Raw genomic sequence first — 16,792 nt, forward strand, 5'->3', positions numbered from 1 at the left:
GTTTGATCATGAGAGTTGCATATGATTTCCGCCAAAAATAGATTATTAGAAAATGAAACCGCATACATTGACTTTGAAGTTGAAGGTGCTAAATCAAATTATGAGGGCTGGAGGAAAAAGAGAAATATGATAAATAAAAGGAAATTTCTTTCAATCGTAACCGTTTTATTACTTCTTGTTTCACTGTTCCCTATAAGCGGATTCTATGTGGAATCCACTAAAGCTGATTCCATACAAAATGTGAAAACGGAAAATGATATGATTTTATGGTTTGATCGTCCTGCAAATGAATGGTTAGAGGCTTTTCCAATCGGTAATGGTAGATTGGGAGCCATGGTTTTTGGTGGTGCATCCGTCGAGAAGCTGCAACTTAACGAAGAGAGTCTTTGGGCAGGTGCACCAGTTGATGATAATAACCAAAAGGCATTGGAGTTTTTACCTGAAATTAGAAAGTTGTTGCTTGAGGGAAAAAATAGTGAAGCCAAGGCATTAGCAGATAAATATATTTTAGCTACACCAAAAAGCGTTCGTTCTTACCAAACATTGGGCGATTTATCCATCAATTTAGGAGAAAACAATGAAGTTGAAAATTATAAACGGGAGCTGGATATGGAAAAAGGGATTGTTAAAATCTCTTATAGTAAAGATGGAATCCAGTATACTCGAGAGATTTTTACTTCAGCTGAAGACGATGTTCTTGTCGTGCGCATGAAGAGCAGCCAGCCGGGAAAAATTAATGCAGATTTGAGCCTTACACGTAATCAAGATGCTGAATCGATTAGCGTTTCAGATAATGAGATTGCTATTCGAGGCCAAATTATTGATAAAGATCAAGAAGAAACGAAAGGGCCTCTTGGCAAACATATGCGTTTTGAATCAAGAGTATTAGCTCTTCCAGTGGGTGGAGAAGTGACTTCTGCTAATGGAAAATTAAACATAAAAGAGGCAGACGCTGTTACATTACTTTTAACAGCTGCTACGGACTACGATTTAGAATCCATGGATTTTGACCGGAGCAAAGACCCAGGGAAAATAAGCCAGCAAATTTTAGATAAGGCAGTGAAGAAATATTATCCATATTTACCGAATGCAGCAAAAAAGGCTCAAGAAAATCAGAGTGAAAAATCATATCAGAGGTTAAAGGATAAGCACGTAAATGACCACAGTAAAATGTTTAATCGTGTAGATCTAAACTTAGGCAAAAGCCCAAATGCAGATTTACCTACAAACAAACGGTTGGAAGCAGTTAAAAATGGTGCAGTAGATCCACAATTAATTGCCCAATATTTTCAGTTTGGACGCTATCTATTAATGGGTAGTTCACGCTCCCCTGGAGTCTTGCCTGCGAATTTACAAGGGATCTGGAATCAGGACTTTAATGCCCCTTGGGGTTCAGATTTCCATACGAACATTAATTTACAAATGAATTATTGGCCTGCTGAAGTTGGAAATCTTACAGAAACAATAGAACCATTATCCAAGTTTTTAGAAGCATTACAGATACCTGGTAGTGTAACTGCAAAGAAAATGTATGGTGCGGATGGATGGACTGTACATCATCTTACAGATGTGTTTGGAAGAACAGGGGTTCATGATGGTATTGAATGGGGAATGTTCCCAATGGGTGGTCCATGGATGACGTTACCATTATGGGAGCATTATGAATTTAATGCGGACAAACAATATCTTAAACAGGTTGCTTACCCGTTAATGAAAGGATCTGCGGAGTTTGTATTAGACTTTCTTGTTGAGGATAGTCAGGGAAGGTTAGTGACGGCTCCTTCCTATTCTCCGGAGAATAGCTTTAAGCTGCCAGACTCAGGAAGATCAAGCCAGCTTACTTATGCTCCAACGATGGATATTGAAATTATCCATGCCCTTTTTAGCCGGGTGATTGCAGCTAGTGAGATTCTCGGTGTCGATAAAGAATTCAAGGCTAAAGTGGAAGCCGCTTTGGAAAAATTACCGCCATTGCAAATCAGCAAACGTTACGGAACGATTCAAGAATGGATTGAGGATTATGAAGAAGTAGAACCAGGACACCGTCACGTTTCTCATCTGTTTGCTTTACATCCCGGAGATCAAATTACAGCTGATAAAACGCCGGAATTGTATGAAGCAGCCAAGAGAACAATAGAAAGACGTCTTTCTAATGGCGGTGCAGGTACAGGTTGGAGCCGTGCTTGGACAATCAATTTCTTTGCACGGTTCAAAGATGGTGATAAAGCGTACGAAAATGTAGTAGAGTTACTGCGTCAAAGTACAGCAAGCAACCTATTTGATTTACATCCGCCGTTCCAAATTGATGGCAATTTTGGGGGTACTGCAGGAATTGCGGAAATGCTCGTTCAAAGTCATGAAGGAGAGATTGGTAAACGTACAATTAGTATTTTGCCAGCGCTTCCTTACGCATGGTCTGATGGCAGCTTCGATGGTCTTCGAGCACGTGGAGATTTTGAAATTGGAGTTGATTGGAAGGCTTGGAGAGCTAAAGAAATAAAGATTAAGTCACTTGCCGGTAACAAGGCAAAAATCTCCTATCCAAAAATTAACGGAGCAAAGATTGTTACCCAAAAGGGTAAAGCAGTTAAATATACAGTGATTAATGATAACCAGATTGAGTTTAATACAAGCAAAGACACTGTTTATATTATCAGTGATATTCCGGAATATTTGCCGCTGCCGAATGTTCCAGATGGATTAACCCTTACCCGGGAATCTGATCAAGCTGTCCAATTAAAATGGACTGGTAGTCAGTATGCATCTTCTTATTCTGTATATAGAAAAGCTCCGAGCGAAAGTGATTTTAAATTAGTAAAAACCGATATAGCGGAAACAGTTTATACCGATTATGATGCACCAGTAGACGATGGTCCTTACACCTATGCAATCACTGCAGTAAATAAAACAGGGGAAAGCCCAAAATCAAGCTCTGTTCAAGAAAAGGAGAAAAAGCTTGTTTTATCCTATGACTTTGAGAATTTAAGTGATGGGATTAAAGATGGTTCAAAATTCGCTAATAATGGTACAATCCATGGAGGAATAACCCAAGTAGATGGTGTGGATGGAAAAGCAATCCAATTAGATGGAACAGGGTATATTAATGTTCCTGATTCTGATAGCCTTGATCTTACAGAGGAAGCCACCTTTGATATGTGGGTTTATCGTGGTCAAGATACTACATCAGGCTGGGGTTCTCGATTAATTGACAAGAAGCCTGTTAGTAATGATGCTGGTTATATGTTGGACTTACAAAAAGAAACCGGAAAGGTTCGTTTTATTGGACCGAACGGTGGGAATATGACAAATATAGCTTTACCAACCGGCCAGTGGAGCCATGTAAAAGTAACCTACAGTATGAGTGAACGTAAGGTTAAAATTTACATCAATGGCAAATTGGACCTGAATGTAAACATTAGTAGTCCTATTCCAAAAAATACACTCCCATTACGAATAGGTGCAAACCAAGATGGGGGCGAAAAATTCGTAGGAAAAATTGATAAAGTACGAATCTATAATTATGTAGTGCCAAATGAATAGACTTGATTTAGTATTTGATATTTCCAAAAAACTAAAAAAGTAAGAAAAAATAAAATAAGTTAGTCAAGACATTTCTGATGACATATCTTGTCTAGCTTATACTTTTAGTCTACAATGCTCGAAGTATTTGTCCTTCATCGCGCGATGTCGAGATACATCAACAAGTAATGAGGTTGTAATAAAGTTAAATATATATCATACCTCTGATGGCAATATCCTTCGAATTAGGGATATTGTCATTTTTATTATTTGAGGAGGAGTGTAGCATTTTTTTCATTTTTAAAAAGTAAAATGGAATAGACAATAACTTTCCCGTCATAATATTTTTTTGAAATTAAGGAGGGAACTCGTGTTATTTAGATTTTTAGGATTATTATTTCTTTGGGGTACAATTATCTTTACTGTCATACAAAAGAACGACATAATATGGGGCATTTCTGCCTTGTGTTCAATTATTTTAATGCACTTAATATCCAAATGGCTAAGGGTAGGCGGACTGTCCCAATTAGGTCTACAAGTGAAAAGAGGTTGGCTACGTTATTTTCTTTTTGGTTGCTTAATAGGAATAGTCTATCAATTACTTCGATTCAGCGTAATGTACTGCACAGGTACAATTAGAATACAAAACCTATCTGTTGATATGAATGCCCTCATTGTTTCAACTATTATTTTATTGATTTCAACAGCATATATCGGTTTTGCTGAAGAAATAGTATTCCGTGGTTATCTTGTAAGCGTGTTACCTTATTCATCCAAGTTCGTTGTGGTCATTAGTGCAGCTTTATTTACACTGGGGCATTCGATTGATGGAAATTTCGATATTTCTAGAATGTGCTTTCTATTTTTTGCAGGATTATTTTTTGCTATATGTTATGTCGTGACTCGATCCTTATGGTTTGTCGCAGGAATTCATTCGTTTTGGGATTTTACATGGTTTTACCTTGGTGCCGATGGCGGAACCTCAAGTTCTAAAATAATCAACGTAGCGATTAATAACGACATGTCACCTTATTATGAATGGATCGATGTCGCAATGGTTCTTGGCTCGCTTTTACTAGTGCTATTTTTAACGAGAAAGTCTTTTTTGTTACAAAAGTCTTGAAAATAATTTAGTTTCCTTTGGTTCATAAACATTTGGCTGTGTTAAAGAACATTGTAGATTTTGAGCACAATGTTGATTGGAGTGGAAGGTGTGAGACTCCTGCGGGAGCAGCGGGACAGGTGAGACCCCGCAGGCGCGGAATTCGCCGAGGAGGCTCACCGCCCGCCCCGCGGAAAGCGAAGCACCTGGAACGGAAATCAACATTCACTTTTAACACAGCCAATAATTTAAAAAAGCAGCTGAAAATAAAGCTGTTTTTTTAATGCAGTAAACCGAACAAAAAGTGGGGGAGGTTTTGAGTTATGTATATTTACATAAGGTAATATCTCTAACTAAATTTTTCTATCTACTGCTTGAGGAGGCTGTTCAAACCATTTTTCTTTTACCGCTAAAAGTAAACCTAGTCCATAATACTTCTTCATATCGTCTGATATTTTGTCTAATTTAGAAACTATATCCGTTCTTAAACTGGAAGTTATAGACTGACTTATCATGGAAAAACAGAATATTCCAAGACAAGTATTCACAAAAAACAGCATTAACTTATCGGAGAATGGAGACATCTCTACATCGGAAAATGTATAGTCTCCTGATGCTGATATCGGGATATTTTCTTTTTCAAGAACTTCTTGAAGTGAATCTAATACTTTTTCGATTCCATCTCTTCCTTTACTAAAATGTTGTTTTACCTCCTTTGCTTTGGCTAATTTACTAAAGGTGACAAAAACCATTTTTGAAAACTGTGCTCTATGAACAATTCTGGTTAGATTAGCAATTTCAGCAACATTAAGAGGTCTTGAACCACCAAAAAAACCATTGAAATATATCATGGTATCAGCAAATTCTACATCACTATCTATCGCTACTTGTGGAGGTTTCAAATATACTCCAAGGGATCCCATTAAATCTACGATTTCATTCTGGATTTCTACGGAAAATGCAATGTTTACTTGAAAATGATCTCGTATATCGTTTCTGGTGCAATCTGATAATGCAACTGGATATGTACTCATCGAAAGGTGTGTTAGATCAAAACAAAAATACAAAATAAATGTATCGGAAAATACTTTGAGAGCGTCAATCCTTACGTCTTCTTCCGTAAAACCATGGGGAATAGTAAGATTCTCTTTGATAAATATCTCCTTGAGTTCATTAATGTTCTTTTTAGCGTGATTTAACATCTTTTCTACCACTTGTTTTATAGCACTATCTTCTGTGCTTGCAAAAAAATATTCAAAAAGTCTTTGTTCCATACTGCTCTTTAAATAGGAAGACCATAGGCTAGATACTTCGTTTGCTGTTAATTCTATGAAGGGCTTATTGTTTTTAGTCTGACTCATTTTAATCACTCCTTTCTAATTAATATCACTCTTAAATCGAAATTTATTACAATAGCTATAAGTAATTTAGAATAATGATAAAGGGGCTTCCCACCTTTGTGGGAAGCCCCTTGCACCAACGTTTGTAGATTCCTTTGTTCGTTTCTTAATTTCGGATTAGATAATCGAATGCACCTAAGGCTGCAGTAGCACCTGAACCCATTGAAATAATGATTTGCTTATAGGCGCTATCGGTACAGTCACCTGCAGCAAACACTCCAGGGATGGTGGTAGCCCCATGCTTATCGATCACGATTTCACCCATTCTTGTGCGTTCAATCGCTTTGTCTAACCAATCGGTATTTGGTACAAGACCAATCTGAACAAATACACCTTGTAATTCAATATGATGCTCTGCTCCTGTTTCACGGTTAATGTAGGTAATACCGTTTACTTTGTCGGTACCGGTAATTTCTTTTGTTTGAGCATTCTTGATGACCGTTACATTTGGAAGGCTATAAAGGCGATCTTGCAATACAGAATCAGCTTTCAATTCTGGGGCAAATTCAATAACCGTTACATGCTTCACAATGCCTGCTAGGTCAATAGCTGCCTCAATACCGGAATTACCTCCGCCAATAACAGCTACGTGCTTTCCTGTAAATAGCGGACCGTCACAGTGAGGACAGTAGGCTACGCCTTTGTTCTTAAACTCTGCTTCGCCAGGGACGCCGACATTGCGCCAGCGGGCACCTGTTGAAAGGATGACGGTTTTGCTTTTTAGAACAGCGCCGTTTTCCAATTCAATTTCGATGAGATCCTTCTTTTCTAAACGTTTGGCACGCTGCAAATTCATGACATCAACATCGTATTCTTTTACATGTTCTTCAAGGCTTGCTGCAAGTTTTGGACCCTCTGTTTGCTTTACGCTAATAAAGTTCTCGATGCCGAGAGTATCCATAATCTGACCGCCAAAGCGATCAGCCACGATGCCTGTACGAATGCCTTTACGTGCTGCATAGATGGCCGCACTTGCACCCGCTGGCCCGCCGCCAACCACAAGGACATCAAATGGATCCTTATCAGCAAACTCTGAAGAATCCGGAGCACTGCCGACTTTTGCGAGAATTTCCTCAAGTGACATCCGGCCGCTGCCAAAAGAATCCCCATCTAGGAACACCGTGGGTACTGCCATGATGTTCTTGCTCTCTACTTCTTCTTTAAAAGCCGCCCCATCAATCATGGTATGAGTAATGCCAGGATTAAGAATGCTCATCAAGTTTAGCGCTTGGACAACATCAGGACAGTTATGGCAGCTCAAGCTGATGTAAGATTCAAAGTGATATTCACCTTTAATGTTTTTAATTTGATCAATGACCTTTTGTTCAACCTTCGGAGCTCTTCCGCTTGCCTGCAAAAGAGCCAACACTAAAGAAGTAAATTCGTGACCAAGCGGAACACCAGCAAAAGTTACCCCAGTGTCTTCCCCGATACGATTTACACTAAAGCTCGGTGTCTTCTGTAATTGTGCATGTTCAACCTTAATATTGGATGACATGGTGGCTAATTCATCCACTAGAGCCACCATGTCACGAGAAACGTCATCAGAACCTGCGCTGACTTTAAGCAGGACATCGCCCTCCATCAATTGAAGATATTGGGCTAATTGTGCTTTTATATCTGCATCTAGTATCATTTGATTGTGCTCCTTAAATTTTTCCTACAAGATCAAGGCTTGGCTTAAGTGTTGCAGAGCCTTCTTTCCATTTTGCAGGGCAAACCTCACCTGGATTGTTACGCACGTATTGTGCTGCTTTAATTTTGTTAATAAGTGTGCTAGCATCACGTCCAATGCCGCCAGCGTTAATTTCAACTGCTTGGATAATGCCATCTGGATCAATGATAAATGTACCACGGTCAGCGGCACCTTCTTCTTCAATTAATACATCAAAGTTACGGGAAAGGACATGTGCAGGATCACCAATCATAGTATAAGTAATTTTACCAATTGCTTCGGATGAATCGTGCCATGCTTTATGTGTAAAATGAGAATCACGAGAAACAGAGAATACTTCAACTCCCAGTTCTTGCAGTGCTGGATACTGATCTTGAAGATCTTCTAACTCCGTTGGGCAAACGAATGTAAAGTCAGCTGGGTAGAAGCAAACGACGCTCCACTGACCTCTGAAGTCTGCATCTGAAACTTCCAAAAATTCGCCATTTCTGTACGCTTGTGCTTTGAATGGTTGTACTTCTTTTCCAATTAGTGACATAATAAAAAATTCCTCCTAAGATGTTTAATTTTCATAGATAGCTTGTCCGGTGTATACCAGTTTATTCAGCTTATCTATAATTATTATTAAGTTATACTAGTTATTATATACATCTATTATTATTTTTGTCAAATAAAATATAATAATTATTTTAATTAAATAATAGATATTATAACGTTAATATTATTATAAGGGATGTACCTTTATTTTAACAGGCATTTGCAAATAATGTTGGCAGCTGGCATAAACATTGAATGATTGGTGGAATTGAATAAACAATGGCAAGCAATGGATTCATCCCGATCCTCTTAAGAACGTATAGACCTAACCCAATATCAATTGTGTAATTGAGAATTAGGGAAGTAAATGAAAAATATTTGAAATAAGTGCCGCTGTCACCACCCGTATTTTGTCGATTTCATTGATATTATTCGAGGGGTGACTAGGCACAGTTCTTTTAATATGTTTCTTTGGAAGTGAAATGGCCATTTGGATTCTTATAATCCCATTCCCTCAAGAAGGTATGTGGTGCCTGACACCGCGTCCCCAAATGAATTTCCCCGCTTTAAAACCTTGATGATGGGTATAGTAATAATCATTAACCATCATTTTCGGGAGGCGTTTAAGGTGGAAAAACTACTTCAAAATCAAGTTGCTTTTGTGACAGGGGCGGGCTCGGGAATAGGCAGGGCTGCGGCGATAAGGCTTGCCAAAAATGGAGGGAAAATTGCTTTAGTTGATTTGCATAAAGAAAATGTGGAGGAGGTTAAAAAACAAATTGAAGCAATCGGCAGTGAAGCACTTGTCTTGGAAGCTAATGTTTCTCAACCTGCGGAAGTAGAGAACTGTTATCAAAAAACTATGGATCAATGGGGAAGGCTGGATGTTGTCTTCGCTAATGCGGGAATTAATGGAGAGGTTACCCCAATTGAAGATATGGAGCCGAAGGATTGGAACTTGACGATTTCCAATAACTTAACAAGTACCTTTTTAACAGTTAAATATGCCATTCCACATTTGAAGTCAAAAGGTGGCAGCGTTATTATCACGAGTTCAATTAATGGAAACAGGATATATAAAAACATTGGAATGTCTGCATATAGTACATCGAAAATTGGCCAGATGGGCTTCGGTAAAATGGCAGCGCTCGAGCTCGCACATTATCGTATTCGAGTGAATATTATTTGCCCAGGTGCCATTGATACAAATATTGGTGAAAACACTTGGAGAGAAAATGAGAAATTAAAAAAGGTGCAAGTCCCCATCAAATATCCGGAAGGAGACCAGCCGTTGGAAGATCGACCTGGAAAACCTGAACAAGTGGCCGACCTGGTCCTATTTTTGGCTTCAAGCCAATCCAGCCATATTACAGGAAGCGAAATTTATATTGACGGAGCGCAATCGCTTTTATAACAAATAGGGACAAAGGGACAGGGAGCCTGTCCCCGTGGCTTCTTGGCTTTTTATTCATAATAAGACCGCCCCTTTAATAAATTTAGTATTATATTATCCATTGTCTGTACATCTTGTATGATTATTCCGTTAGAAAGGACAGATGGAAATGGGGATTAGAACAGGGGATGAGAGTCTTAATGTCATCTATATCGTTCTAGATGACGTGGGTTACTCGGCTTTAGGTTGCTATGGTTCGGAGATTGAAACACCTAATATCGATTCCTTAGCTGAAAATGGCCTGCGGTACAACAATTTTAATGTAACTCCTTTGTGTTCTCCTACTCGAGCTTGTCTGCTAACAGGTCGTAACTGCCACTCGGTCGGAGTTGGACTTGTAACGGAGATAGACTGGGGACCTCAATATCCGAATAAACGAGGGAGAATTTCCGATACGGCTGCCACTCTGGCGGAAATTTTAAAGTTGAATGGGATGGCTACATATATGGTTGGAAAGTGGCATCTGGTTCCTGGTCACGAAGCAGCATCAAGCGGCCCTTTTGAAAACTGGCCACTTTCAAAAGGCTTCGGGCGCTATTATGGCTTTTTATTAGGGATGACGGATCAGTATGCACCAGATTTAGTATACGATAATCATCGTGTAAAGAAACCTAAGACATCAAACTATCATTTATCAGAGGACCTGGTTGATAAAACGCTAGAATTTCTGACGGATCATCTTTCTGTTACTCCAGATCGGCCCTTCTTCCTGTATCTTGCCTTTGGAGCACAGCATGAGCCACATCAAGTACCAAAAGAATTTATTGAAAAATATAAGGGCGTTTACGATAAAGGGTGGGATCAGATAAGGGAAGAAAGATTCGAGCGGCAAAAGAATATGGGCGTCATTCCGCCTTTTACAGAACTCGTTGATCTCAACCCTGGGATTAAGCCATGGGACGAACTGAAAGCGAAAGAAAAAGAATTGTTTATCAAATTCCAACAGACGTATGCAGGATTTCTGACTCATACGGATCAGCAAATTGGCCGACTACTGCAATTTCTAAAAGAAAAAAACAAACTAGATAATACCATTCTTGTGTTACTTTCCGATAATGGGGGCAGCCAGGAGGGCGGCTGGAATGGCTCCATAAATGATACCGCCTATTTTAATGGAATCGAAGAAAATGTAGAGGTCATGTTTGATCATATAGATGAAATCGGTGGACCGTTGACAAGCCCTAATTATCCAAAAGGATGGGCGCAAGTATGTAATACCCCGTTTAAATATTATAAGCAAGATACGTTTTATGGTGGGACGCATGTCCCCCTCATCATCCAATGTCCACAACGTATTCCAGACCCTGGCTCGATTCGCTCGCAATTTTATCATGCAATTGATATTACTCCTACGATATTAGACCTCCTAAACATGAATGCTCCTCCAGTATATGAAGGCGTTCCACAGATGCCGATGCATGGTGTGAGTATGAAGGATACCTTTACAGACGCCCATGCTCCATCAAAGCGCAAGACGCAGTATTTTGAAATGGTTGGACACCGGGCTATTTGGCAAGATGGCTGGGTTGCAGTTACCTATCATGAAACAGGTAAACCCTTTTATGAAGATGATTGGGAATTATACAATGTAACCGAAGATTATTCGCAAAAGTATAATCTAGCAGCAAAGTATCCACGAAAATTAACAGAGCTTCAAGCAATATGGTGGCAGGAGGCGACGAAGTATGGAGTCCTCCCCTTAGATGATCGTCCATTTAGAAAAGGGTATGAAGGCTTGCAAGAAGGAAGAACAATATTTAACTTCTATCCGGGAATGGCTCATTTGCCATCAAGTGCTGCTCCAAAAGTTACCCTTTCTTCATACTCGATCACCGTTCCCATCTTTCGGTCGAATCGTACAGAAGAAGGTGTATTAATAGCCCATGGCAATCATTCAAGTGGATATACATTCTATATAAAAGATAATTATTTATTATATGAATACAACTATGTGGGTACTGTCTATAAAATACAATCGAATGTTGAAGTACCCGTTGGGTATTCAACGATCCGATTTGAATTTATTAGAGAAATATTCAGTCAAGGAACGGGCAAGCTCTACATCGATGGTCAACAGGTTGGCACACTGTATATGCCTCGTACCTTACCATTTGTGATTTCTGTTGAGGGGATGGATATCGGCCGGGATCAATTAACACCCGTGAGCCCTAGCTACCCCGTACCCGAATTTCCGTTTAGCGGGCATGTAGAGAAAGTAGTTATTGAACTTCATGATGATCAAGAATATAGCAAGTTTTTGAAACAGGAAAAAAGAGAGCCCATTTACATTAATATAAATGGCACAATTATTTTTCTTTGATCCTTTAGAGAAAGGAAGTAATAAATTGGGTAAGGACAATAGTTTCCACATTCTTGCTAAGCCAACGGGTCCGATCTGTAATCTCGATTGTCAGTACTGCTATTACACCGAAAAGGAAGCTTATTTTCCGAAAGGTCATGCCTTCCGAATGTCTGATGCGGTCTTAGAGTCGTATATTAAACAGTATATCGACTCCCAAGATACAGCGGAAATTGTCTTTGCATGGCAGGGAGGGGAACCAACCTTAATAGGCATAGATTTCTTTCGTAAGGCTGTTTATCTGCAAAAAAAGTATGCGAACGGAAAACACATCACCAATACGATTCAAACGAATGGCACATTATTAACGGAACAATGGTGTGAATTCTTTTCGGACCAGAATTTTTTGGTAGGTCTAAGTTTAGATGGACCTGAGCTTATTCATGATCGGTACCGGATTGATCGTGGGGGAAAACCGACATTTGAATTGGTGATGAGGGCACTTTCGCTGCTAAAGAAACATCAGGTCGACTTTAACATTCTTACCTGTGTAACAAGGTATTCCGCTTATAAAGCTCTGGAAATCTATCGTTTTTTTAAGCAACAAGATATCCAATTTATACAGTTTATCCCGATTGTAGAAAGAGAAGTGAATGAAGGAGCGGCAGAGCTGGGCATAAACCATGCCACACCGCCTTCTCTAGTTATCGAAGAAAATCAACAAATGGTCACCCCTTGGACGGTAGAACAAGAAATGTATGGAGAATTTCTCATTGAAATATTTAACGAGTGGGTTCAGTACGATATAGGATTGGTTTATGTCATGAATTTTGAATGGGCATTAGCTTCCTGGGTAGGAATCCCATCCCCCATCTGTATTTTTTCAGAAGAGTGTGGGCGTGCTGTGGCAATGGAACATACTGGTGATCTGTTTTCTTGTGATCATTACGTTTATCCTGACTATCAATTAGGAAATATTACCGAGGGCATAATGAATCTGATGAATCAGCCATCACAGCTTGCCTTTGGAAAGCAGAAGCGAGAGACCCTGCCCTCCGTGTGCAGAAATTGTGAGGTTCGATTCGCTTGTAATGGAGAATGTCCCAAACATCGATTTCTAGTTTCAGAGCAAAATGAGCCCGGGCTAAATTATTTGTGTAAATCCTATAAAAAGTATTTTAATCATATTAATCCTTACATGATTAGGATGAAGCTGCTGCTACAAGCGGGCTTGCCAGTTTCGTATATTAATAAAATGATTGTGGACCAAGGGGGTCTTTTTAATAAATAGAAGGTTTTCAACTAAGAATAAAACACACCAATTTTCTTTTCGGAAAACTAGGAGAGCTTTTTAAACTATTTAGATTCTAATTCCCCAGAGTTTTGCAATTTTTGCATTACATTATTTAATATTTCTGCCCGCATTTGGACTAACTCAGGAAACTGATAAAAGAAATTAATTTTTTCTTCATAACCGGGAACTTTACCCTTTATTTTTTCGTTGAAGACAAAGGCATTCCATGATTCTGCAATATCTTCATAGATACTTGACGCAGCGTATGGATTTATAAACTCGTTTGGATGCTTATCATAAAATTCTGCAAATTGTTCGTCACTTTTTGGATTCATTTTTCTCCAGTCATCTTCCACTTTTCCTTTCCAAAAAGCTTCATAAAATAAATTTATGTATGAAGACGGCTTGCTACATCCATAATCACTTAAATAAGTGTTACACTGCTTTTTAAAAGGTAAAATTTGCGAATCATTCAATGTCAGTAAATGTCCAGTTTCATGGTTAATTGTATGAATAAGCACATAGGAATCCTCAATATCATTCATATTAATCATTAGCTTCCAGGTTTTAAGGTCGTCGGAAATAGGTGTTACTTCTCCAAGTAATCTAGATTTTTCGGAAAGTCCCAAATAAAACTGTTTAACCAAACTTTTCGCTTTGGTCGGAGTAATCAAAGATATAGTTTTCCATATCCTTTTATGCTGGTCCGCATCTTCTACAAATTTTTTTTCTTTGGGATCAAACGATAGTACAACAGTGTCTACTAAACTATCGTTTTTAATAGAATAATTAACGAGAGGAAACAGCACCATTGAATTCTCACCCTCCAATGCAATAGGCACGAGAGTAAAATTAAAGGCTATGTCCTTCAATTGATTGTAATAAGAATCCCCAAGCTGTTTGCAATCAACGGATTTCCCAAGGCATTTCCCTCCACTAACCTTTTCCGTATTTCCCCCGTAAATCAGTAAAACTATTAAGGTACTTAAAAATATTAATATTAGTAGTTTGAATTTCTTCATATGAAACTCTCCCTCCGCAAACGAACAATCTTTAGTCCATTATAAATATTCTGGCTTTATTTTACAAAATTTATTTTTAGAAGTTAAGGTCCCGATAAACGCCTCTTGAGGACAAAAATTCTATCTCTTTATGAATCAAAACAGAATTAGTTAAAACCTTGATGATGGGTATAGTAAAAAACATTAACTATCATTTTCAGGAGGTATTTTAAGGTGGAAAAACTACTTCACAATCAAGTTGCATTTGTTACAGGGGCAGGCTCAGGTATAGGTAGGGCTGTGGCGATAAAGCTTGCCCAAAATGGAGGGAAAATAGCTTTAGTAGACTTGCATAAAGAAAATGTGGAAGAGGTTAAAAAACAAATTGAAGAAATCGGCAGTGAAGCACTTGTCTTGGAAGCTAATGTTTCTCAACCTACGGAAGTCAAGAACTGTTATCAAAAAACCATTGATCAGTGGGGAAGACTGGATGTTGTCTTCGCGAATGCCGGAATTAACGGGGAAGTTACACCCATTGAAGATATGGAGCCAAAAGATTGGGACTTGACCAAATTTATATTGACGGAGCGCAATCGCTTCTATAACAGGGACGGGGTCCCCCCCGTCCCTGTTATAAAAGAAAAAAGGACTGGCTCTCGTACTTCCTTAGGGGAGCGCGAGAACCGTCCTTGTTAATAAATCACAACCGGGTCGTATGTGCTTAGGTTTTCATATACTGTTTTCATAATGCTAGCGGGTGTGTTGACACAGCCGCCTGAGCCTGCTGTAAGGTAGGCATTACTTGACCAGTTCGTCCTCCAGCCGGCGTCGTGGAATCCTTGTCCGCTGTTGGTGAACGGAGCCCAGTAATTTACTTTAACGGCATAATCACCTTTTCCTACTGCGGTACCCTTAAGTGTGTACTGTGTTCGTTTATAGAGAATATACCACACACCTGGCGAAGTATCTTCACCGGTGCTATGCTTGCCGGTGACTACATTCGTTGTAAGAGCCAATTTACCATTTTTGTAAATCCAAATCCGCTGTTCCGCAATCGACACTTCAGCATACGTGTCGCCAATGCCATTATTTGTTGTCATTTCATAACCGATGCCTTCATTGCTCCAGCCATTTCCGTAAATATTAGAGGCCGGTATTGATTTCTCCCCTTTTTCAAAAGCTTGCTGAACCTGCGTCGTTTCTTTGCCGACATCTAATGCCCAGCCATAGCCTTTTCCTTTTACTGAAATGACCGAACCTGAATGGGTCTTAAAGGTGAAATTTTTATTTAACGTTGAATGCGCATTATTAATTTCAGCTATCTTGTTTTTAATGTCACTCATCGTGATGGTAACGGCCATATCTTTTGTCACAGTGGCATTTTTAATTAATTCACTGGCATTTAAGGTATACACTTTGCCTTGGACACTATAATCAACGGTCCGTCCAAGGAGGTCTTGCAGCGTTTTCTCCTCTTCCTTGATAATCGGACTGTCCGCTTTGACTGGCTGTATGAATACGGGTTTCAGGTGGATATCACTCGTATATTTCTGTTTCGAGTAATCTTTTAATAGAGTGGCAGTGTCATATTGTTCTCCATCGATACTATCGGAGATGACAATTGCCCCCTTTTCTAATTTTGCTACCGCATCTATGGGTGCTTTTAAGCTCATATTCATCGCTAGAAGGTTTTCTTCTACTTGTTTTTTCAGCGTTTGGCTTCGGTACTGATCCGCCTTTTGGGGTATCATCGAGTAATTTTTTTCCTTTGAGGAAGGAAAAAATGTCCACTGGCTTTTTAATAATTTCTTAACCTCAGGCAAATCTTCTTCGGTAAATCCCATTTGTGTATCTTTTCCGTCAAAAATTTGTTGTTCTCCGACAAAGACTCTGTTTTTTAACACAGATGTTTTTAATTTCTTTATGGCCTGATCAGCAGTTAGACCACCGACCTTTGTATCATTAATTGTAATATGCGAATTGAACCGGGTTGCCTGATAATAGAAAAGTCCTGCCAATAGGAGTGCAATAATAATGATAATTCCACTGACAATAAAATTCCGGCGTGCAGGCCGTTTGGCTCGAGCCCCCCGACTATGACTAATCTCTTCAACTGTTCCATCTATCATACTCATAAATATTCCCTCCGCTACCTGGTAACCCAACTATCAACATCCTCCACTTTACCCTTGTAGGATTTTTATCAAAGACTTTTGCAGCGTTTACCTTACCCTTAATTATTACTATTATACTACAAGATTTAAAAGTGTGGAATTTCCTTTTTTGATTATTGGTTCCCAAAATAGAGTACGTATGCGTAAAAAAGCAAGCCAGGAGAGCTTATCTCCAAGCTTGCTTTTTCTGGTAGTTCCTTGCTTTTATTTTTAAAGTAGCTGCATTTCTTTTTTTTAATTGGTTGTGTTAAAGCACATTGTTGATTTTGAGCACAATGTTGATTGGAGTGGAAGGCGCGAGACTCCTGCGGGAGCAGCGGGACAGGTGAGACCCCGCA

Annotated in this window: 12 protein-coding genes; 6 read left to right on the plus strand and 6 right to left on the minus strand. The window is 39.1% G+C overall.

The annotated features are described in order from the left end of the window. Nucleotides 1-21: 21 nt before the first annotated feature. Both ACFVSW_RS27165 and ACFVSW_RS27170 read left to right on the plus strand, forming a co-directional pair. On the plus strand, nucleotides 22-3,540 hold the full coding sequence (locus ACFVSW_RS27165) for a glycosyl hydrolase family 95 catalytic domain-containing protein (protein ID WP_387319750.1): 3,519 nt from the start codon (nucleotides 22-24) through the stop codon (nucleotides 3,538-3,540). A 349-nt stretch (nucleotides 3,541-3,889) separates the two neighbouring features. After that, a complete protein-coding gene (locus ACFVSW_RS27170) occupies nucleotides 3,890-4,642 on the plus strand; it encodes a CPBP family intramembrane glutamic endopeptidase (protein WP_387319751.1) in 753 nt (250 codons plus the stop codon). Nucleotides 4,643-4,974: 332 nt separating this feature from the next. Here the strand turns inward: ACFVSW_RS27170 and ACFVSW_RS27175 are convergent, their stop codons facing one another. From ACFVSW_RS27175 to ahpC, 3 genes are all read right to left on the minus strand, one after another. After that, entirely contained in the window at nucleotides 4,975-5,982 is a 1,008-nt protein-coding gene (locus ACFVSW_RS27175) for a DUF3231 family protein (protein ID WP_387319752.1), read from the minus strand. A 145-nt stretch (nucleotides 5,983-6,127) separates the two neighbouring features. Beyond that, nucleotides 6,128-7,657: an alkyl hydroperoxide reductase subunit F gene (ahpF, locus tag ACFVSW_RS27180; RefSeq protein WP_387319753.1), complete on the minus strand. Its 1,530-nt coding sequence runs from the start codon at nucleotides 7,655-7,657 to the stop codon at nucleotides 6,128-6,130. A 13-nt stretch (nucleotides 7,658-7,670) separates the two neighbouring features. Beyond that, nucleotides 7,671-8,234, minus strand: coding sequence for an alkyl hydroperoxide reductase subunit C (gene ahpC / locus ACFVSW_RS27185; RefSeq protein WP_387319754.1), 564 nt, complete (start codon nucleotides 8,232-8,234; stop codon nucleotides 7,671-7,673). A gap of 579 nt (nucleotides 8,235-8,813) precedes the next feature. Between ahpC and ACFVSW_RS27190 the strand changes: the two genes are divergently transcribed. The 3 genes from ACFVSW_RS27190 (at nucleotide 8,814) to ACFVSW_RS27200 (ending at nucleotide 13,276) form a co-directional block, all read left to right on the plus strand. Continuing rightward, a complete protein-coding gene (locus ACFVSW_RS27190) occupies nucleotides 8,814-9,647 on the plus strand; it encodes an SDR family oxidoreductase (RefSeq protein WP_387319761.1) in 834 nt (277 codons plus the stop codon). A gap of 148 nt (nucleotides 9,648-9,795) precedes the next feature. Further along, a complete protein-coding gene (locus tag ACFVSW_RS27195) occupies nucleotides 9,796-12,006 on the plus strand; it encodes a sulfatase-like hydrolase/transferase (RefSeq protein WP_387319755.1) in 2,211 nt (736 codons plus the stop codon). A 25-nt stretch (nucleotides 12,007-12,031) separates the two neighbouring features. After that, nucleotides 12,032-13,276 carry an anaerobic sulfatase maturase gene (locus tag ACFVSW_RS27200; protein ID WP_387319756.1) on the plus strand — a complete coding sequence of 415 codons (1,245 nt, stop codon included), beginning with the start codon at nucleotides 12,032-12,034 and terminating at the stop codon, nucleotides 13,274-13,276. Between the two features lie 65 nt (nucleotides 13,277-13,341). On the opposite strand, the gene ACFVSW_RS27205 is transcribed toward ACFVSW_RS27200, so the two are convergent. Beyond that, nucleotides 13,342-14,301, minus strand: a complete 960-nt coding sequence (locus ACFVSW_RS27205; RefSeq protein ID WP_387319757.1) for a zinc-binding metallopeptidase — start codon at nucleotides 14,299-14,301, stop codon at nucleotides 13,342-13,344. A gap of 213 nt (nucleotides 14,302-14,514) precedes the next feature. On the opposite strand from ACFVSW_RS27205, the gene ACFVSW_RS27210 reads away from it, so the two are divergent. After that, nucleotides 14,515-14,976 (plus strand): SDR family NAD(P)-dependent oxidoreductase, encoded by a 462-nt coding sequence (locus ACFVSW_RS27210; RefSeq protein WP_387319758.1) that lies wholly within the window; start codon nucleotides 14,515-14,517, stop codon nucleotides 14,974-14,976. Here ACFVSW_RS27210 and ACFVSW_RS27215 read toward each other — a convergent pair. Beyond that, nucleotides 14,973-16,415 carry a L,D-transpeptidase family protein gene (locus ACFVSW_RS27215; RefSeq protein ID WP_387319759.1) on the minus strand — a complete coding sequence of 481 codons (1,443 nt, stop codon included), beginning with the start codon at nucleotides 16,413-16,415 and terminating at the stop codon, nucleotides 14,973-14,975. The genes ACFVSW_RS27210 and ACFVSW_RS27215 overlap by 4 nt on opposite strands. 152 nt (nucleotides 16,416-16,567) lie before the next feature. Then, the coding region (locus ACFVSW_RS27220; RefSeq protein ID WP_387319760.1) for a hypothetical protein at nucleotides 16,568-16,792 on the minus strand (225 nt) is incomplete at its 5' end.

This window comes from Neobacillus sp. NPDC058068, assembly GCF_042885335.1.
Classification (GTDB): Bacteria; Bacillota; Bacilli; order Bacillales; family Cytobacillaceae; genus Neobacillus.

Excerpts from the sequence above, each read along its gene's own strand:
- ACFVSW_RS27165 (WP_387319750.1), top strand. The coding sequence starts at position 22 with ATGATTTCCGCCAAAAATAGATTATTAGAAAATGAAACCGCATACATT.
- ACFVSW_RS27175 (WP_387319752.1), bottom strand. The coding sequence starts at position 5,982 with ATGAGTCAGACTAAAAACAATAAGCCCTTCATAGAATTAACAGCAAAC.
- ahpF (WP_387319753.1), bottom strand. The coding sequence starts at position 7,657 with ATGATACTAGATGCAGATATAAAAGCACAATTAGCCCAATATCTTCAA.
- ahpC (WP_387319754.1), bottom strand. The coding sequence starts at position 8,234 with ATGTCACTAATTGGAAAAGAAGTACAACCATTCAAAGCACAAGCGTAC.
- ACFVSW_RS27190 (WP_387319761.1), top strand. The coding sequence starts at position 8,814 with ATGGGTATAGTAATAATCATTAACCATCATTTTCGGGAGGCGTTTAAG.
- ACFVSW_RS27195 (WP_387319755.1), top strand. The coding sequence starts at position 9,796 with ATGGGGATTAGAACAGGGGATGAGAGTCTTAATGTCATCTATATCGTT.
- ACFVSW_RS27205 (WP_387319757.1), bottom strand. The coding sequence starts at position 14,301 with ATGAAGAAATTCAAACTACTAATATTAATATTTTTAAGTACCTTAATA.
- ACFVSW_RS27215 (WP_387319759.1), bottom strand. The coding sequence starts at position 16,415 with ATGAGTATGATAGATGGAACAGTTGAAGAGATTAGTCATAGTCGGGGG.